This window comes from Streptomyces sp. WAC04114 (assembly GCF_019733245.1).
GTDB lineage: Bacteria > Actinomycetota > Actinomycetes > Streptomycetales > Streptomycetaceae > Streptomyces > Streptomyces massasporeus_A.
In genome coordinates this window covers 13,078-31,441 of sequence record NZ_JAIGQA010000085.1, presented here as the reverse complement: position 1 = coordinate 31,441, position 18,364 = coordinate 13,078, and the positions used below count along the sequence as shown (strand labels likewise).

At 72.4% G+C, this 18,364-nt stretch carries 16 protein-coding genes; 8 read left to right on the top strand and 8 right to left on the bottom strand.

What is annotated here, in order from left to right; all coding sequences use genetic code 11:
• Window positions 1-216: 216 nt before the first annotated feature.
• Together K4G64_RS21860 and K4G64_RS21855 are read right to left on the bottom strand one after the other, a co-directional pair.
• Window positions 217-717 (bottom strand): EamA/RhaT family transporter, encoded by a 501-nt coding sequence (locus K4G64_RS21860; protein WP_221757714.1) that lies wholly within the window; start codon window positions 715-717, stop codon window positions 217-219.
• 216 nt (window positions 718-933) lie between these two features.
• Window positions 934-1,260, bottom strand: a complete 327-nt coding sequence (locus tag K4G64_RS21855; protein WP_221757713.1) for an SH3 domain-containing protein — start codon at window positions 1,258-1,260, stop codon at window positions 934-936.
• 181 nt (window positions 1,261-1,441) lie between these two features.
• On the opposite strand from K4G64_RS21855, the gene K4G64_RS21850 reads away from it, so the two are divergent.
• A complete protein-coding gene (locus K4G64_RS21850) occupies window positions 1,442-3,553 on the top strand; it encodes a serine/threonine-protein kinase (RefSeq protein WP_221757712.1) in 2,112 nt (703 codons plus the stop codon).
• A 58-nt stretch (window positions 3,554-3,611) separates the two neighbouring features.
• Here K4G64_RS21850 and ilvD read toward each other — a convergent pair whose 3' ends face one another.
• The 4 genes from ilvD to K4G64_RS21830 all read right to left on the bottom strand — a co-directional run bounded on the left by ilvD (window position 3,612) and on the right by K4G64_RS21830 (window position 8,161).
• Window positions 3,612-5,465: a dihydroxy-acid dehydratase gene (ilvD, locus tag K4G64_RS21845; RefSeq protein ID WP_221757711.1), complete on the bottom strand. Its 1,854-nt coding sequence runs from the start codon at window positions 5,463-5,465 to the stop codon at window positions 3,612-3,614.
• 186 nt (window positions 5,466-5,651) lie between these two features.
• Window positions 5,652-6,284, bottom strand: a complete 633-nt coding sequence (locus tag K4G64_RS21840; RefSeq protein WP_221757710.1) for a TetR/AcrR family transcriptional regulator — start codon at window positions 6,282-6,284, stop codon at window positions 5,652-5,654.
• A 37-nt stretch (window positions 6,285-6,321) separates the two neighbouring features.
• The gene (locus K4G64_RS21835; protein WP_221757709.1) at window positions 6,322-7,146 is read right to left on the bottom strand and encodes a sugar phosphate isomerase/epimerase; all 825 of its coding nucleotides are present in this window, start codon (window positions 7,144-7,146) and stop codon (window positions 6,322-6,324) included.
• An 82-nt stretch (window positions 7,147-7,228) separates the two neighbouring features.
• Window positions 7,229-8,161 (bottom strand): Ppx/GppA phosphatase family protein, encoded by a 933-nt coding sequence (locus tag K4G64_RS21830; protein WP_221757708.1) that lies wholly within the window; start codon window positions 8,159-8,161, stop codon window positions 7,229-7,231.
• A 71-nt stretch (window positions 8,162-8,232) separates the two neighbouring features.
• Between K4G64_RS21830 and K4G64_RS21825 the strand changes: the two genes are divergently transcribed.
• Window positions 8,233-9,051, top strand: coding sequence for a hypothetical protein (locus K4G64_RS21825; protein WP_221757707.1), 819 nt, complete (start codon window positions 8,233-8,235; stop codon window positions 9,049-9,051).
• Between the two features lie 8 nt (window positions 9,052-9,059).
• Here K4G64_RS21825 and K4G64_RS21820 read toward each other — a convergent pair whose 3' ends face one another.
• Window positions 9,060-10,712, bottom strand: coding sequence for a hypothetical protein (locus K4G64_RS21820; protein WP_221757706.1), 1,653 nt, complete (start codon window positions 10,710-10,712; stop codon window positions 9,060-9,062).
• 196 nt (window positions 10,713-10,908) lie between these two features.
• Between K4G64_RS21820 and radA the strand changes: the two genes are divergently transcribed.
• Both radA and disA read left to right on the top strand, forming a co-directional pair.
• A complete protein-coding gene (gene radA / locus K4G64_RS21815; RefSeq protein WP_142161067.1) occupies window positions 10,909-12,318 on the top strand; it encodes a DNA repair protein RadA in 1,410 nt (469 codons plus the stop codon).
• Window positions 12,319-12,398: 80 nt separating this feature from the next.
• Window positions 12,399-13,523, top strand: coding sequence for a DNA integrity scanning diadenylate cyclase DisA (gene disA, locus K4G64_RS21810; protein ID WP_221757705.1), 1,125 nt, complete (start codon window positions 12,399-12,401; stop codon window positions 13,521-13,523).
• Window positions 13,524-13,670: 147 nt separating this feature from the next.
• Here disA and K4G64_RS21805 read toward each other — a convergent pair whose 3' ends face one another.
• Complete coding sequence (locus K4G64_RS21805) at window positions 13,671-14,528, bottom strand: hypothetical protein (protein ID WP_221757704.1); 858 nt, start codon at window positions 14,526-14,528, stop codon at window positions 13,671-13,673.
• 534 nt (window positions 14,529-15,062) lie between these two features.
• On the opposite strand from K4G64_RS21805, the gene K4G64_RS21800 reads away from it, so the two are divergent.
• From K4G64_RS21800 to cseB, 4 genes are all read left to right on the top strand, one after another.
• Complete coding sequence (locus tag K4G64_RS21800) at window positions 15,063-16,001, top strand: A/G-specific adenine glycosylase (protein WP_221757703.1); 939 nt, start codon at window positions 15,063-15,065, stop codon at window positions 15,999-16,001.
• A 347-nt stretch (window positions 16,002-16,348) separates the two neighbouring features.
• Window positions 16,349-16,888 (top strand): SigE family RNA polymerase sigma factor, encoded by a 540-nt coding sequence (locus K4G64_RS21795; protein WP_030251439.1) that lies wholly within the window; start codon window positions 16,349-16,351, stop codon window positions 16,886-16,888.
• The gene (locus K4G64_RS21790) at window positions 16,876-17,532 is read left to right on the top strand and encodes a hypothetical protein (RefSeq protein WP_221757702.1); all 657 of its coding nucleotides are present in this window, start codon (window positions 16,876-16,878) and stop codon (window positions 17,530-17,532) included. Before K4G64_RS21795 ends, K4G64_RS21790 begins: the two co-directional genes overlap by 13 nt.
• A 126-nt stretch (window positions 17,533-17,658) precedes the next feature.
• A complete protein-coding gene (gene cseB / locus K4G64_RS21785; protein WP_221757701.1) occupies window positions 17,659-18,360 on the top strand; it encodes a two-component system response regulator CseB in 702 nt (233 codons plus the stop codon).
• Window positions 18,361-18,364 lie beyond the last annotated feature (4 nt).

Genomic DNA, 18,364 nt, shown 5'->3' with positions numbered 1-18,364 from the left:
CCGTTGGGCGGGGCACTGCCGCCGGAGCGGATGCCGAAGTGGGCTGGAGGGTCGGGCTGTTCGGGAGTCGCAAGCTCGGGACATGCCCTGGCGGCGGGTGAGGCGGGTGAGGGTGACGCCGTTCGTCTTCACGGACGCGGAGTGCGAGCAGCATGCCTGGTGACGGCGGCGGTGGAGCGCATCGTGGCCGCTCGGTAGGGGCAGCAGGCCGGGGGGCTAGGCGCGGCGGCGGTTCCTCGGGTTGCCCGAGCGGCGGGTCGTGCGCTTCTCGTACTGCCTGCGGGCCTCTTCGTACTCCTCGCGGTGGAGCCTCTCGCCGGGGGCCTCGGTGAGGGAGCGGAAGAAGTAGGCGAGGAGGGAGCCGACGAAGCCGACGGCCAGGAGGCCGCGCAGGGAGGCCTGGCGGTCCGGGTCGTGGCGGCGGGTGAAGCCGTCCCAGGTGTGGCGGAAGGCCATCGCGCTGCAGATCGCGAACATCACGACCATGAGGAGCGTGACGAAGCCGCCGATCGCGGCGATCTGGAGGCCCTGGTAGGCGAGGCGGAGGACGAGGCAGGAGGCGGCGGCCGCCGCGAGGGAGCCGACGGCCACGGCGGTGCGGCGGGCCGCGTAGCCGCCCTCGTGCTCGACCCAGGTGCTGCCGAAGAAGCGGATCGGCTCGGGGCGGGGGCCGGTGGAGCCCGCAGGGGTTTCCTGGGTGCCGGTGTCGTCGCTCACGCGTCGATTATGGCCCCGGGGTGACCGCGGGCTCCGAGCGGCTCAGCTGCAGCGGGGCCGGACGTGGCCGTCGCTGCCGGTCTGCACATAGGCATCCGAGACGTACTCGCCGTTGGAGCAGGGTCAGGACGCCGGTGTTGTCGGCGCCTGGGCCGCCGCGGACGGACACGGGCATCCGGCACGAGCGGGTAGTGGCGTCGAGCACCGCGGGTGGGTTCAGGAGCAGCGCGGGCGGATGTAGCCGTCGCTGCCGGTCTGCACATAGGCGTCCGAGACGTACTGCCCGTTGTCGATGTTGTCCCAGATGCTCGTCGTGCCGTACGGGCCCGTCACCCGGGTGCCCGGCGACTGGCAGAAGATCGCCACCTTCGCCCCTTCGGGCAGGACCCGGACGACGGTGTAGTTGGTGCCGGGGCCGCTGCGGACGTTGACACGGACGCCCGGCGCGACCGAGTAGTAGCGCAGGGCCGTGGTCGTGGCCTCGGCGGTGTGCGCCTGCGCCCCCTGGCCGCTCGCCGTCTCTTCGACACGGTCGACAGACATGGAAAACCTCCCCCGTTGGAGCCCATGGCTGTCATGGGTCCCCTTGATTCCCCTGAATCACGACATGAAACACATGTACGCAACTCGCACGCGGAGACTAGCAAGCCGCCTCTGTCCCGTACGAGTCATCGACTAGGCTCCGTGCGTCGCGCGCGCGGACGAAGATCACGGGGGTGGTTTCATGGCGCCGCAGAGCAACATCGGGGCGGGCGCGGAAGCGGAACTTCCCGAGTACGCCGGTCACTACCGGCTCGAGTCCCCGCTGGGCTCCGGCGGCATGGGCATCGTGCATCTCGCGCGCAGCACCTCGGGGATGAGGCTGGCGGTGAAGGTCGTCCATGCCGAGTTCGCCAAGGATCCCGAGTTCAGAGGGCGGTTCAGACAGGAGGTGGCGGCCGCGCGGCAGGTCAGCGGTGCCTTCACCGCGTCCGTCGTCGACGCCGACTCGGAGGCCGCAAGGCCCTGGATGGCCACCCTGTTCATCCCCGGCCCGACCCTGTCCGACCATGTGAAGCGGAACGGGGCCATGAGCCCTGCCGAGTTGCGCCGCCTGATGGCCGGACTGGCCGAGGCGCTGCGGGACATCCACCGGGTCGGTGTGGTCCACCGGGATCTCAAACCGAGCAACGTACTCCTCGCCGAGGACGGACCCAAGGTCATCGACTTCGGCATCTCCCGGCCGAAGAACAGCGAACTGCGGACCGAGACAGGCAAGTTGATCGGGACGCCGCCCTTCATGGCACCGGAGCAGTTCCGGCGCCCCCGGGAGGTGGGGCCCGCCGCCGACGTGTTCGCGCTCGGGTCGGTGATGGTGCACGCGGCCACGGGGCGGGGGCCGTTCGACTCGGACAGCCCGTATGTCGTCGCCTACCAGGTCGTGCATGACGAGCCGGATCTGACCGGCGTTCCGGAGAGTCTCGCGCCGCTGGTGGAGCGGTGCCTCGCCAAGGAGCCCGAGGACCGGCCCACGCCGGACGAGTTGATGCGGGAGCTGCGGTCGGTCGCGGCCTCGTACGACACGCAGGTCTTCCTACCGCGGCAGCCGACCGAGGAGGAACCGGAGGAGGCCGGGCCCGAAGCGCCCGCCCCGGAGGTGCCCGCGCGCGAGCGCCCCGGCCGGCTGCGCAAGCGAGGGGCCGTGGTGGCCGGGGCGCTCGGGCTGGCCGTCGCCGCAGTACTGGCGGTGGTGGGTCTGCCCGGGAGCGCGGATCAGACGCGGGGGGTCGCCTCACCGCGGACCACGACCGCCGCGTTCTCGGGGTGGGAGGCGGAGCCGCTCGACGGCCGGAGCATGCCGCAGTGCTCGTACGCCACGCCCGCTCTGGTGTGTGCGCAGGACGGGCAGGTGTTCGCGCGCGACGCCGTGAACGGGCGGCTGCTGTGGCGGCAGGCATTGAAGGGGGCTGCCGCGAGCGGGCCGCCGGCCGGGGCCCCGGTCGTGGCGGGCGGCAGAGTGCTCGGCGGACTCGGTCATGGGCGGGAGGTGACAGCCGTCGAGCTGGCCTCGGGCGAGGTGTCCCAGCAGGAGCTGCCGGCGTACGGCGGTCTGCGGGCCGTGGGGGGCATGGTGCTGCTCACCGCGTCCGACGGCATGGTCAGCGGCGTGGAGGCCGCCTCGGGCCGGGTGCGGTGGAGCCGTCGGGTGCCCGGGCAGGACGTGCCGTACTTCGTCTCGTTCCCCGGTGATCGGCTGGCGTACGCGGTGGGCGGGTCCGGCGACGGAAACCGTACGCGGGTCACGGCGGTGGATCCGCGGACCGGTGAGGTTCGGTGGCAGGCACGGCTCGACGGGAACCTGGAGGCCGTCGGCACTGCGGACGGGTCGCTCGTGGCGGTCGCCGTCGACGCCGTGCGCGGGGAGGCCCGGGCCGTCGTGCGCTACGACCCTCGCGGCCGCACGACCGTGCGGGTGCCGCTGCGCGTCCCCCTGGCGCAGGTCCAGGGCGGTGTCCGCGGGGACGTCGTGCATCTCATGGCGGCAGGCGGGGCGTTGACGGCCGTCGATCTGAAGGCGCGCGAGCAGCTCTGGAGCCTGGAGACGGGGGTCGTGCGGGCATCCACACCGGCGGCCGACGGCCGCCATGTGTACGTGAGCGCGCCCGACGGCCGGCTGCTCGCCGTGGACGCCCGGCGGGGCAAGCTCGTGGGGCAGACGCCGGTGCGGCTGGGTGAGCGCTCCGACCGGGTCCCGGCTTCCCTTCCCGAGCCGGTGGTGGTGGGCGACCGGGTCTACGGCAGTGCGCCGGACGGGACGGTGTTCGCCGTCAACGGCCGCGATCCGGCCGCCTGGTGAGCGAACGCGCCGAGGGCCGCCCCCGGCAGCGGGAGACGGCCCTCGGCGCGAACAGGGATCAGCCCAGCTTCGACACGTCCCGCACCGCGCCCTTGTCCGCGCTCGTCGCCATCGCCGCGTAGGCCCGCAGCGCCGCGGAGACCTTGCGGTCGCGGTTCTTCGGGGCGTACACGCCGTTCAGCGCCTGCTCGCGGCGGGCCAGTTCGGCGTCGTCCACCAGCAGTTCGATGGAGCGGTTCGGGATGTCGATGCGGACGCGGTCGCCGTCCTCGACCAGGGCGATGGTGCCGCCCGCGGCCGCCTCGGGCGAGGCGTGGCCGATGGAGAGACCGGAGGTGCCGCCGGAGAAGCGGCCGTCCGTGACCAGCGCGCAGGTCTTCCCGAGGCCTCGGCCCTTGAGGTACGAGGTCGGGTAGAGCATCTCCTGCATGCCGGGGCCGCCCTTGGGGCCCTCGTAGCGGATGACGACGACGTCGCCGTCCTTGACCTGCTGGGTGAGGATCTTCTGGACGGCCTCCTCCTGCGACTCGCAGACGACCGCCGGGCCCTCGAAGGTCCAGATGGACTCGTCGACGCCGGCCGTCTTCACGACGCAGCCGTCCACGGCCAGGTTGCCCTTGAGGACCGCGAGGCCGCCGTCCTTGGAGTAGGCGTGCTCGGCGGAGCGGATGCAGCCGCCCTCGGCGTCCTCGTCCAGGGCCTCCCAGCGCTCGGACTGGGAGAAGGCCTCGGCGGAGCGGACGCAGCCGGGGGCCGCGTGCCACAGCTCGACGGCCTCGGCGGACGGGGAGCCGCCGCGCACGTCCCAGGTCTTCAGCCAGTCGCCGAGGGACGGGCTGTGCACGGAGTGCACGTCCTCGTTGAGCAGGCCGGCCCGGTGCAGCTCGCCGAGCAGGGCGGGGATGCCGCCGGCGCGGTGCACGTCCTCCATGTAGTACGTGCGGTCCTTGGCCACGTTCGGCGCGACCTTGGCCAGGCACGGCACGCGGCGCGAGACCGCGTTGATCTCGTCCAGGCCGAAGGGGACGCCGGCCTCCTGGGCGGCGGCCAGCAGGTGCAGGATCGTGTTGGTGGAGCCGCCCATGGCGATGTCGAGGGCCATGGCGTTCTCGAAGGCCGCGAAGGATGCCACGCTGCGGGGCAGGACCGTCTCGTCGTCCTGCTCGTAGTAGCGGCGGGTGATGTCCATGACGGTGTTGGCCGCGTTCACGTACAGCTGTTTGCGGGCGGTGTGCGTGGCGAGGACGGAGCCGTTGCCCGGGAGGGACAGGCCGATGGCCTCGGTCAGGCAGTTCATCGAGTTGGCGGTGAACATGCCGGAACAGGAGCCGCAGGTCGGACAGGCGTTCTCCTCGATGCGGAGGATGTCCTCGTCCGAGATCTTGTCGTTCACGGCGTCGGAGATCGCGTCGACCAGGTCGAGCGTGCGGACCGTGCCGTCGACCAGGGTGGCGCGGCCGGACTCCATCGGGCCGCCGGAGACGAAGACCGTGGGGATGTTGAGCCGCAGGGCGGCGTTCAGCATGCCCGGGGTGATCTTGTCGCAGTTGGAGATGCAGATCAGGGCGTCCGCGCAGTGCGCCTCGACCATGTACTCCACGCTGTCCGCGATCAGGTCGCGGGAGGGCAGGGAGTACAGCATGCCGCCGTGGCCCATGGCGATGCCGTCGTCGACGGCGATCGTGTTGAACTCGCGCGGGATGCCGCCGGCGGCGACGACCGCCTCGCTGACGATCCGGCCGACCGGCGCCAGGTGCGTGTGCCCGGGGACGAACTCGGTGAAGCTGTTGGCGACCGCGATGATCGGCTTGCGGCCGATGTCCCCGCCCGGTACACCGGAGGCGCGCATCAGGGCGCGGGCGCCCGCCATGTTGCGGCCGTGGGTGACTGTGCGGGACCTCAGCTCGGGCATCGTCGCTCGCTCCTTCAGAGACTGCGTCAGAGGATTCGGAGATTTCTGACTGCTACCGAGCGTACGCCGGTCATCCAGTGGGCGGGACGGTGCGTCCGGAATGCGGGACGCCTGTCTCGGCCACGGCACCCGCAGGCCTTACGGATCGCTCACCCGCGCGCCTTACGGATCGCTCACCCGCAGGCTTTACGGATCAGTCAGATGTCCCTGTACGACGGGTGCGAGCCGCGCGATGACCTGCTCCGGGTCCGCCGAGGCCAGCGGCTCGATCCTGAGGACGTAGCGCAGGATCGCGGTGCCCACGAGCTGTGCCGCGGCGAGCTCGGCCCGCAGCTCGGCGTCCGGCAGCTCCAGCTGTACGGCGATGCGGCGCAGCACCTGGGTGGCGATGATCCGCCGGAAGACGGCGGCCGCGGTGTCGTTGGTGAGGGCGGACCGGACGATGGCGAGCAGCGGCGCGCGGGTCGCCGGGTTCTCCCAGATGCCGAAGAAGAAGCGGGCCAGGCGCTCCCCCACCCCGTCCAGCGGACCTTCCTCGATGGCCTTCGGGGCCTGGAGGGCGGGCCCGAAGGACAGGGTGATCGCCGCCTCGAAGACCTGCTCCTTCGTGCCGAAGTAGTGGTGCACGAGGGCCGAGTCGACGCCGGCGGACTTGGCGATGCCGCGCACGGACGTCTTCTCGTAGCCGCGCTCGGAGAACTCGTCGCGGGCGGCGGTCAGGATGCGGTCGCGGGTGTCCGCCGCCTCCGTGCGCGGGGGGCGGCCGCGGCGGCGGGCGGCGGTGCCGGACCCGCTGCCCGCCGGGGGCCGGTCGGTCATGACCGCGGCACCTTCACCGTCGAGGCCGGGTGCACGGTCATGTCCTAGGCACCTTCACCGCGGAGGCCAGGTGCAGGCGGGTGAAGGCCAGGGCCTCCGCCAGGTCGGCCTCGCGCTCCGCGCTCGACATCGCGCGGCGGGTGTTGACCTCGATGACGACGTGCCCGTCGAAGCCGGTGAGGGCGAGCCGCTCCAGTACCTCGGCGCAGGGCTGGGTGCCGCGGCCGGGCACCAGGTGCTCGTCCTTGGCGGAACCCCGGCCGTCGGCGAGGTGGACGTGGCCGAGCCGGTCGCCCATGCGCTCGACCATGTCCAGGGCGTCGGAGCGGGCCGTCGCGGTGTGGCTGAGGTCGATCGTGAAGTGCCGGTAGTCGTCCTTCGTCACGTCCCAGTCGGGGGCGTACGCGAGCATCTCGCGGTCGCGGTAGCGCCAGGGGTACATGTTTTCGACGGCGAACCGTACGTCCGTCTCGTTGGCCATGCGCCAGATGCCGGTGACGAAGTCCCGGGCGTACTGGCGCTGCCAGCGGAACGGCGGGTGGACCACGACCGTGCTCGCGTCGAGCTTCTCGGCCGCCGCGCGGGCCCGCTGGAGCTTGGTCCACGGGTCGGTGGACCAGACGCGCTGCGTGATGAGCAGGCAGGGGGCGTGCACGGCCAGGATCGGGATCCGGTGGTAGTCGCTGAGTCTGCGCAGGGCCTCGATGTCCTGGCTGACCGGGTCGGTCCAGACCATGACCTCGACTCCGTCGTAGCCGAGGCGCGCGGCGATCTCGAAGGCCGTGGCCGTCGACTCCGGGTAGACCGAGGCCGTCGACAGGGCGACCTTCGCGTCCGGGATCTTCACGGCTGGCTCTGCCATGCAGGACAGATTACGGGGTGTGGTCGGGGTGGCGTGGGGGGCCTCTTGGCCGTTGTGGTGTTTGCCATAGACGAGCGGGCCCCTACACGGACTCCATGTGATCCAGGCGACGCAGGATCACGCCTTCCCTCAGCGCCCAGGGGCATATCTCCACGCGCTCCACGCCGAAGAGGTCCATCGCGGCCTCGGCGACCAGGGCGCCCGCCAGGAGCTGCCCGGCCCTGCCCTCCGAGACGCCCGGCAGCTCCGAGCGCTCCTGCTCGGTCATGGCGGCCAGGCGCGGGACCCAGCCCTCCAGGGACTCCCGCTTGAGCTCGCGCTGGACGTACAGGCCCTCGGCGGAGCGGGCGGCGCCGGCGATGCGGGCCAGCTGCTTGAAGGTCTTCGACGTGGCGACGACGTGGTCGGGGGTGCCGAGGCGGCTGAATTCGCCGACCGTGCGGGCGATCTCGGTCCGCACATGACGGCGCAGGGCGCGCACGTCGTCCGGGGCGGGCGGGTCGCCGGGGAGCCAGCCCGCGGTGAGGCGGCCTGCGCCCAGCGGCAGCGAGGCGGCCGCGTCGGGCTCCTCGTCGATGCCGTAGGCGACCTCCAGGGAGCCGCCGCCGATGTCCAGGACCAGCAGTTTCCCGGCCGACCAGCCGAACCAGCGGCGGGCGGCGAGGAAGGTCAGCCGGGCCTCCTCGGAGCCGCTGAGGACCTGGAGCTCGACGCCGGTCTCGGCGCGCACGCGGGCGAGGACGTCGTCGGCGTTACGGGCCTCCCGTACGGCGGAGGTCGCGAACGGGAGGACCTCTTCGACGCCCTTGTCCTCGGCGGCCTGGAGCGCCTCCTTGATGACCGAGACCAGCCGGTCGACGCCGTGCGGGCCGATCGCGCCGTCGTCGTCGAGGAGCTGGGCGAGGCGCAGTTCCGCCTTGTGCGAGTGCGCGGGCAGCGGGCACGCGCCAGGGTGCGCGTCCACCACGAGCAGATGCACCGTGTTCGATCCCACGTCGAGGACACCGAGTCTCATGTACGGAACGCTACTGCCCGCCGGGCCCTCCGCTGTCCTCGGTGGGGGTACGAGGCCCGTACCCTGGACTCGTGCCAAAGACGAAAAAGGCGAAGCGCGACAAATCACCGGGCGTCGTGGAGTCCGACGAGAAGGGCCTCGACTTCGCTCGCGCATGGGTGGAGTTTCCTGATCCGGCGGACGACGAGCAGGTCTTCCGCTGCGATCTGACATGGCTGACCTCTCGCTGGAACTGCATCTTCGGCAGCGGCTGCCAGGGCATCCAGGCGGGCCGCGCGGATGACGGCTGCTGCACGTTGGGTGCCCACTTCTCCGACGAGGACGACGAGAAGCGCGTCGCCGAGCACGTGGCCAGGCTCACGCCGGACATCTGGCAGCACCACGCCGAGGGCACGCGGGGCGGCTGGGTCTCCGAGGACGAGGACGGCGAACGGCAGACGCGGCCCTTCCAGGGCTCGTGCATCTTCCAGAACCGGCCGGGCTTCAAGGGAGGCATGGGCTGCTCGCTGCACATCCTGGCCCTGAAGGAGGGCCGCGAGCCGCTGGAGACCAAGCCGGACGTGTGCTGGCAGCTGCCGGTGCGGCGGACGTACGAGTGGATCGACCGGCCCGACGACACGCGCGTCCTGCAGGTGTCGATCGGTGAGTACGACCGCCGCGGCTGGGGCCCGGGCGGCCACGACCTGCACTGGTGGTGCACGTCGGCGACCTCGGCGCACGGCGCGGGCGATCCGGTGTACGTCTCCTACCGGCCCGAGCTGATCGAGCTGATGGGCAAGGCCGGCTACGACCGGCTGGTCGAGCTGTGCGAGGAGCGGCTGGCCTCGCAGCTGCCGCTGCTGGCACCGCACCCCGCGGATCCCGCGCATCCGGCGAGCCCTGGGGCCTGAGGGACCGGCTACGAGGTGACCGGGCTCGGGTCGCCGCTGTCCGACGGCGGTGGCGTCGAGCCCGTGGGGTCCGTCGGGGCCGGGTCCGTCGGCGTGGGCGTGGGATCCGGGTCGGTCGACGGGGGCGGAGTGGTCGGTGTCGGGTCCGGACCGGGACGGGAGGGGCTCGGCGCGGTGCCGTAGCCCTCGATGTGGACGACGGCGCCCACGGGTGCGACCGCGACCTGCGCGTGCCAGGGACCGGCCGGCTCCCGGAGGTGATCGACGTACACCTTGATCGTCACCGACTCGCCGGGTCTGAGCGTGCCCGAGGAATGGCTGAGGTAGAGCCAGGGGGCTCCCGTCGACGCGGACCAGCGGACCGGGGCCGGGCCGCTCGCGGTCAGCGTGATCAGGGTGGTGTCGCCGCTGTTGTCGGCGGTGACCTCCAGGGCGCTCTCGCGTCCCGCGCCGGCGACGCCGATGACCTCGACGGAGACGTCGGCCTTGCCGTCCTTGCCGAACCGGGGGCCGGGGCGGGTGCTCGCGTTGCCGGCGTTCTCGTAGCCGCCGCCCGCCATCTCGCCGTCCAGGCCGAACGGGTCGTCCGCCTCGCGCGCGGAGGCCGAGCGGCCGTCCTGGCCCTCGCCGGTCGGGGTGCCCCGGTAGGCGGCCCACAGGGCGAGGACGGGGGCGGCCACGACGGTGGCGACGACGGCCGTGGTGACGGCACGCGCGCGCAGGCGGTCCCTGCGGGCGGCGTGGTCCTTGGGGTCCATCGGGAAGCCGCGCCGGTCGAAGCGGGGCGCGGCGTTCCGGGCGCGCGGGTGGTGCGCCATGGCGACGTGCAGGGCCGCGCGGGGTGCGGGCAGGACGGGCAGTTCGGCGGGCGTGACGCTGGTGCCGGGCCAGCGGCCGGGGATGGCGCGCTCGGCGGTGCGGCGGCAGCGCGGGCAGTCGTCGACGTGCCGGACGAGTTCGCGGCGCAGGGCCGTGCCGAGCACGAGCCGGTCGTCGCCGACGAGGTGCGACACGCTCGGACACGCCCCGGTCTCGACCACGGCGAGGGCCGCACGCGTGCGTTCCACCTCGCAGGCGGCGGAGGCGAGCAGATCGCGGGCGGCGGCCGGGTCCATGCCGAGGACGGCGGCGACCTCGCGGGCGGCGAGGTGGTGGCGCACGGCCAGTTCGAGCGCCTCGCGCTGCTCGGGCGTGGTGCCGGCGGCCTCCGGCCAGGCCAGCAGGGCCAGTTCGCGACGGCGCCGCTCCTGGACCTCCTCGGAGGCGGCCGGGGCGGCCGGACGGTCGGCGCGCTGCCGGTCGGTTCGGCCCGCGGCATGGCTGCTCTGACGTTTCTGCTTGGCCTCGGCCAGCTTGCGCAGGCACGCCCAGCGGGCCAGCGCGTACAGCCAGGCCCTGCGGTCCGCGGGTGCCTGGGGGAGGTGCCGGCCGCGGCGTTCGGCGAGTGCGAGGACGTCGCCCAGGGCGGCGGTCGCTGCCTCGTGGTCGCACAGCACGGACAGGCAGTAGGTGAACAGGCCGTCCAGGTAGGGCTCGTAGCGCGTGGGCGGCTGCTGCGCCAGCGTGCGCGCCGCCCCGCGGTCGCGTGCCTCCCGGTGCGCCCGGTGGGCGCCGGTGGTGCGGGCCGAACGGGTCGAGATCTCCGGAGTACTGCTCATCATTCGGCGACCGTAGGGGGCCGGGAGTGGCCCCTTCAGGCGGCTTGAGCACATTTAATCCGTACGGGTGAAACGATCCCTCAATCGGGGACATGAACCGGTTGTTCCACGGCTGGCGCGGGATGGCGGACCCCTGGCGCGCGGGCGGAGGCCGTCGGCCGGTCCCGCGTTGTCAGTGCCGGCGGCTACGGTTTCGTCCATGGCTGCCCGTACGAAGACCACCAAGGACCGTCCGTCCTACCGCTGCACGGAATGCGGCTGGCAGACGGCGAAGTGGCTCGGCCGCTGCCCCGAGTGCCAGGCCTGGGGGACGGTCGAGGAGTACGGCGCGCCCGCGGTGCGCACGACGGCCCCCGGCCGGGTCACCACCTCCGCGCTGCCCATCGGCCAGGTGGACGGCCGCCAGGCCACGGCCCGTCCCACCGGCGTGCCGGAGCTGGACCGGGTGCTCGGCGGTGGCCTGGTCCCCGGCGCGGTGGTGCTGGTCGCGGGCGAACCGGGCGTCGGCAAGTCCACGCTCCTGCTGGACGTGGCGGCCAAGTCCGCGAGCGACGAGCACCGCACCCTGTACGTCACGGGTGAGGAGTCGGCGAGCCAGGTCCGGCTGCGCGCCGACCGCATCGGCGCCATCGACGACCACCTGTACCTGGCGGCCGAGACGGATCTGGCCGCCGTGCTGGGCCACTTGGACGCGGTGAAGCCGTCGCTGCTGATCATGGACTCGGTGCAGACCGTGGCCTCCCCCGAGATCGACGGCGCGCCCGGCGGCATGGCCCAGGTGCGGGAGGTCGCCGGAGCCCTCATCCGGGCGTCCAAGGAACGCGGCATGTCCACGCTGCTGGTGGGCCATGTCACCAAGGACGGCGCGATCGCGGGCCCGCGCCTGCTGGAGCACCTGGTGGACGTCGTCCTGAGCTTCGAGGGCGACCGGCACGCCCGCCTGCGTCTGGTGCGCGGCGTCAAGAACCGCTACGGCACCACCGACGAGGTCGGCTGCTTCGAGCTGCACGACGAGGGCATCACGGGTCTCGCAGACCCGAGCGGGCTCTTCCTGACCCGCCGGGCCGAACCGGTCCCGGGCACCTGCCTGACCGTCACCCTGGAGGGCCGCCGCCCCCTGGTCGCCGAGGTCCAGGCGCTCACGGTCGACTCGCAGATCCCCTCCCCGCGCCGCACCACCTCGGGCCTGGAGACCTCCCGCGTCTCGATGATGCTCGCGGTGCTGGAACAGCGGGGGCGGATCAGCGCCTTGGGCAAAAGGGACATCTACTCCGCGACGGTCGGCGGGGTGAAGCTCACCGAGCCGGCCGCGGACCTGGCCGTCGCCCTCGCCCTGGCGAGCGCGGCGAGTGACACACCTCTCCCGAAGAACCTCGTCGCGATCGGCGAGGTGGGCCTCGCGGGCGAGGTGAGACGGGTCACCGGAGTGCAGCGCAGACTGGCCGAAGCCCACCGTCTGGGCTTCACGCACGCGCTGGTCCCGGGCGATCCGGGCAAGGTCCCGGCGGGCATGAAGGTCCTGGAAGTCGCGGACATAGGGGACGCCCTGAGGGTCCTTCCCCGCTCCCGTCGCAGAGAGGCCCCACGGGACGAGGAGGGTCGCCGGTAGACTTTGCCCTGGTCTCGCCCGTCCGTGCGAACCGAGCGCGCGACACGGGGGCGCCCAGAACCTGCGACCGGAGGAGTGCAGTGGCAGCCAACGACCGGGCATCTGCTCCCGGAAAATCCGGCGGGAGCGCCGGTACCGATGGCCTGATGCGCGCCTCCCTGAGCGCCGTGGCACCCGGCACCGCCCTGCGTGACGGCCTGGAGCGCGTGCTCCGCGGCAACACCGGCGGACTCATAGTGCTCGGCTCCGACAAGACGGTCGAGGCGCTGTGCAGCGGCGGTTTCGTGCTGGACGTCGAGTTCACCGCGACCCGTCTGCGTGAGCTGTGCAAGCTGGACGGCGGCATCGTGCTGTCCTCGGACCTGTCGAAGATCCTGCGCGCGGGCGTGCAGCTGGTCCCGGACCCGACGATCCCGACGGAGGAGACGGGCACCCGGCACCGCACGGCGGACCGCGTCAGCAAGGAGGTCGGTTTCCCGGTGGTCTCCGTCTCCCAGTCGATGCGGCTGATCGCCTTGTACGTCGACGGCCAGCGCCGCGTCCTGGAGGACTCGGCGGCGATCCTGTCCCGCGCCAACCAGGCGCTCGCCACCCTGGAGCGCTACAAGCTCCGCCTCGACGAGGTCGCGGGCACGCTGTCGGCGCTGGAGATCGAGGACCTGGTGACCGTCCGGGACGTCTCGGCGGTCGCCCAGCGCCTGGAGATGGTGCGCCGCATCGCCACGGAGATCGCCGAGTACGTCGTGGAGCTCGGCACGGACGGCCGGCTCCTGGCCCTCCAGCTCGACGAGCTGATCGCGGGCGTGGAGCCCGAGCGCGAGCTGGTCGTGCGGGACTACGTCCCCGAGCCCACGGCCAAGCGCTCCCGCACGGTCGATCAGGCCCTCGCCGAACTCGACGCCCTCACCCATGCCGAGCTGCTCGAACTGTCCACGGTGGCCCGGGCGTTGGGCTACACCGGCGCGCCCGAGACGCTGGACTCGGCGGTCTCCCCGCGCGGCTACCGTCTCCTCGCCAAGGTCCCCCGGCTCCCCGGCGCGATCATCGACCGCCTCGTCGAGCACTTCGGCGGCCTGCAGAAGCTGCTCGCCGCGAGCGTCGACGACCTCCAGACGGTGGACGGCGTGGGCGAGGCCAGGGCCCGCAGCGTCCGCGAGGGGCTGTCGCGGCTGGCGGAGTCCTCGATTCTGGAGCGGTACGTCTAGCCTGCGGCGCCTGGCTGGAACGGCTGAGGGCGGTACCCGGGAAGGGGTACCGCCGTCGGGCGTTTTGCGCCTGCCGTCCCTGCGTCCGCCCCGGCGGTCCCTGCGCCCGCCTCGGCCGTCCCTGGGTTGGCCTCTACCGCCGACGCCCTAGTCGGCCGAGAGCACGAAGGACGTCTGCACCTTCGCGAAGCCCGGGGCCTTGGCTTCCACCAGGTACGTGCCGGACCCGGCCGAGCCCGCGGGAGGCGTGGCGCACTCGGGGGCGCTCGGCTTGCGGTCCCACTTCAGGGTGTAGGTGATGCCGCTGCCGGCGGCGACCCGGTACAGCTGGTGCGCGGCGGTCTTGGGGCAGTCCTTGGAAGACCAGTAGTCGTCGTCGCTGCTCGCCGGGGCGATCGTGAACACCGCGTTCTTCGGCCCGAGATCGATCTTGCAGTCGCTGCCGGAGACGTTCCGCGCGGTCAGCAGGAACGTGGGCGTCTGCTCGGGGTCGTAGGTGTTGTGGCGGCTGCGCAGGCTGAACTTGACAGCGCTCGCGGTGCAGTTGGGCAGGGTGGAGCCGGCCGGCAGGGTGTCGCCCGCGCCCACACCGCCCGCGGCGGTACCGCTCCCCGTGCCACCGGCGCCGCCCGCACCCTCGGAGCCGCCCGAGCCGCCGGCCCCGGAACCGTCACCGGATCCCGAGCCGGAATCGTCCCCGGAGCCGTCGCCCGAGCCGTTCCCGGAGCCGCCGCCCGAGCCGCCGGAGCCCTCGTCCCCCGACTCGTCCCGCCCGCCAGGCGCTTGACTGATGGCAGGGCCCGAACTCGACGGGCCGGGCGTGATGGAAGGCGCGGGATTCTTGCCGTTGGCGCCGTTGTCGCCGTCCTTGCCGCCTCCGCCGCCCATGGTCACGATCCACAGGGTCAGCAGCGCCAACACGGCGACTACAGACACCAGTACGACCCTCCGACGCCAGTAGATGGAGGAGGGAAGCGGCCCGACCGGATTGCGCAGAGATCCCACGGCGCAAACCTTACGAGAGATCGACGCGTTCGCCGGTCCCACCCGCCGCTCGGAGCGACAACTTTTCCGGATCATCATCCCGGAAATCACGTTCCCACCCTGGTCTTTCATCGGATGAGAGACAGGGTGATCGCAGAGTGTGACGATATCGCCCCGCCCCTTACCGTCCGTGATGAGGACAGGCGCCTCGATGTGGGTACGGCTCGGGGCCGGGCCCGCATTCCGTGCCGGTGCGGCGCTCTTCACCTCGCGCGAGACGCCCGCGCGCCACCGAGCCGCGCCACGCGGCGCACGGCCGGTCGAAAACGCCCCCCTCGCACTCGCCGGAACGCCCGCGCGCCGCTCGGCAGTTCGGTGGACGGCTTGGATGAACTTCCCTTGGCGAAGCGACCGTTGGGGACGACGAAGAAGGTCGAGGCGGTGCCCGTCGGCGGCCCGCGGCTCGAACAGAGATCTGCCGATCTTCGGGTAACCGCCCCGGTGGGGTGGCGGTGTGCCCGATTCGGCACCTCTGCGTGGCACCATCGAAGGGCCATGACTGCTCCCACGAAGCCCCCGCACCCCGCCGTCTCCGCCGACGTCCCCTCCGGGCCGCCCCTCGGAGAGAACCTGCACTCCCCCGTCATCGACTGGTTCGGCGAACACGCCCGTGACCTGCCGTGGCGGCGCCCCGAGGCCGGGGCGTGGGGGGTGATGGTCAGTGAGTTCATGCTCCAGCAGACGCCGGTGAGCCGCGTCCTGCCCGTCTACGAGCAGTGGCTGGAGCGCTGGCCGCGCCCCGCCGACCTGGCCAAGGACGCGCCCGGCGAGGCCGTCCGTGCCTGGGGACGGCTCGGCTACCCGCGCCGGGCGCTGCGGCTGCACGGCGCCGCCGTCGCCATAACGGAACGGCACGGCGGTGACGTCCCGGCCGATCACGCCCAGCTGCTGGCGCTGCCCGGCATCGGCGAGTACACGGCCGCCGCCGTCGCCTCCTTCGCCTACGGGCAGCGGCACCCGGTGCTGGACACCAACGTGCGGCGAGTCTTCGCCCGCGCGGTCACCGGCGTGCAGTACCCGCCCAACGCCACCACCGCCGCCGAGCGCAAGCTGGCCCGCGCGCTGCTGCCCGAGGACGAGCCGACCGCCGCCCGCTGGGCCGCCGCCTCGATGGAGCTGGGTGCGCTGGTGTGCACGGCGAAGAGCGAGTCGTGCCACCAATGCCCGATCGCCGCGCAGTGCGCGTGGCGGCTGGCGGGCAAGCCGGAGCACGACGGGCCGCCGCGCCGCGGCCAGACCTACGCGGGCACCGACCGGCAGGTGCGCGGGCGGCTGCTCGCCGTGCTGCGGGAGGCTCACGGCGCGGTTCCGCAGGCGGCGCTGGACCGGGTGTGGCACGAACCGGTGCAGCGAGCCCGCGCCCTGGACGGTCTCGTCGCCGACGGTCTGGTGGAGCCACTCGCGGGCGGCTCGTACCGGCTGCCGCTGACCTGACGTACGGGCCCGCGTACAGACCTGACGCACAGACCTGACGCACAGACCTGACGTACAGACCTGACGTACAGGCGGGTCACAGCCGCGGGTCGCCGTCCGTCACAGAGCCGGGGTGGACAAATCGCCCCGAAACAGCCTCAACACCCCCGCTCCTTTACCCCGTTCAGATTTCCGTTACACAACCGACGGACAGCCGAGCGCTGGCCGAAGGCTGCTTCGGACAGCGCCGTGACAACGCCTCCGTACCTTCAGATGCGTTCCCGCAAGACGCGGGACGACTGAAGACCACAAGCAGTACACGGGCGGCGGGGAGCCGGCCCGAACGGGGAAACGGGAGGCGGTTCACCATGGCGCAGGGCGAGGTGCTCGAGTTCGAGGAGTATGTCCGCACCCGGCAGGACGCGCTGCTGCGCAGTGCCCGCCGCCTGGTCCCGGACCCGACGGACGCGCAGGACCTGCTGCAGACGGCACTGGTGCGGACGTACGGCCGGTGGGAGACCATCGAGGACAAGCGGCTGGCCGACGCCTATCTGCGCCGGGTGATGATCAACACCCGCACGGAGTGGTGGCGGGCGCGGAAGCTGGAGGAGGTTCCGACCGAGCAGCTCCCGGACGCCTCGGTCGACGACGCCACCGAACAGCACGCGGACCGCGCCCTGCTGATGGACATCCTGAAGGTGCTCGCCCCGAAACAGCGCAGTGTCGTGGTGCTGCGACACTGGGAGCAGATGTCCACGGAGGAGACGGCCGCCGCCCTCGGCATGTCGGCCGGAACGGTCAAGAGCACGCTGCACCGGGCGCTCGCCCGGCTCCGCGAGGAGCTGGAGTCCCGCGATCTGGACGCACGCGCGCTGGAGCGTGAGGAGCGGGAGCGGTGCGCGGCCTGACCGGCGAGGGTTCTGCACGGACCCGGGGCAGTATCCAGGCGGTGAGCACGGCACTGGCCGTGCCCACCGCCCTCGCCCTTTTGGTGGCCGGGTGCGGTGCGGGCGGCACCGGCGCCCGTGACGAGGGCCCGGCGCACGCCGACTCGGTGGCGGGCGCCGCGGCCGCAACACCGTCCGCCGTGCCGTCGAAGTCCCCTAAGACCGTGAACGCGGTCGCGCTCGTCAAGGACGATCCCAAGGTCGCGCCGGGGGTGAAGCGCGAGCTGAAGCCGTGCGTCGCCGACGAGTACCCGGTCGACGTCTCCTACGGCAACCTGACGAAGGGCTCGGCGGAGGACGTCGTCGTCAACGTACTGACCTGCGGCGACGCGGTGGGCGTCGGCAGTTACGTGTACCGCGAGCACGACGGCTCGTACGAGAACGTGTTCACGGCGGAGGAGCCGCCGGTCTACGCGGAGATCGACCGCGGGGACCTGGTGGTGACCAAGCAGGTGTACGACAAGGGCGACCCGGTGTCGAGTCCCTCCGGGGAGAACGTGATCACGTACAGATGGACCTCCGGTCACTTCGCCGAGAAGTACCGCACGCACAACGACTACGGGAAGGTCGCCGGCGACAGCGCGACGCCGGTGCCCGCGAACTGACGCGGACGGAGGGCCGCGTGAACCGATCGGGCGGTTCGGACCGATCCCCCGGTGAACGCATCGCCGGGACCGTGCGTCCCAGCAGTAGAACGCACCCATGGATCACAGAGGACTGAGAGCACCGGGATGGCAGACCAGACCCACGTCCTGTTCGTCGAGGACGACGACGTCATCCGCGAGGCCACGCAGCTCGCCCTGGAACGGGACGGCTTCGTGGTCACCGCCATGCCCGACGGGCTGTCGGGCCTGGAGGCCTTCCGGACGGACCGCCCCGACATCGCGCTGCTGGACGTCATGCTCCCCGGCCTGGACGGGGTCAGTCTGTGCCGCCGTATCCGCGACGAGTCGACCGTGCCGGTGATCATGCTGTCGGCGCGGGCCGACTCCATCGACGTCGTGCTGGGCCTGGAAGCGGGCGCCGACGACTATGTGACCAAGCCGTTCGACGGTGCCGTACTGGTCGCCCGGATCCGCGCGGTGCTGCGCCGTTTCGGGCACGCCGGCGGCGGCCGGGGCGAGGAGCCGCAGGAACCGGCGAGCGGCGGCGTGCTGACCTTCGGGGACCTGGAGGTCGACACCGAGGGCATGGAGGTCCGCCGCGCCGGGCAGCCGGTGGCGCTGACTCCGACCGAGATGCGGTTGCTGCTGGAGTTCTCCTCGGCTCCGGGCACCGTGCTCTCCCGCGACAAGCTGCTGGAGCGGGTGTGGGACTACGGCTGGGGCGGGGACACGCGCGTCGTCGACGTGCACGTGCAACGGCTGCGGCAGAAGATCGGCCAGGACCGGATCGAGACGGTCCGCGGGTTCGGCTACAAGTTGAAAGCCTGAGCAG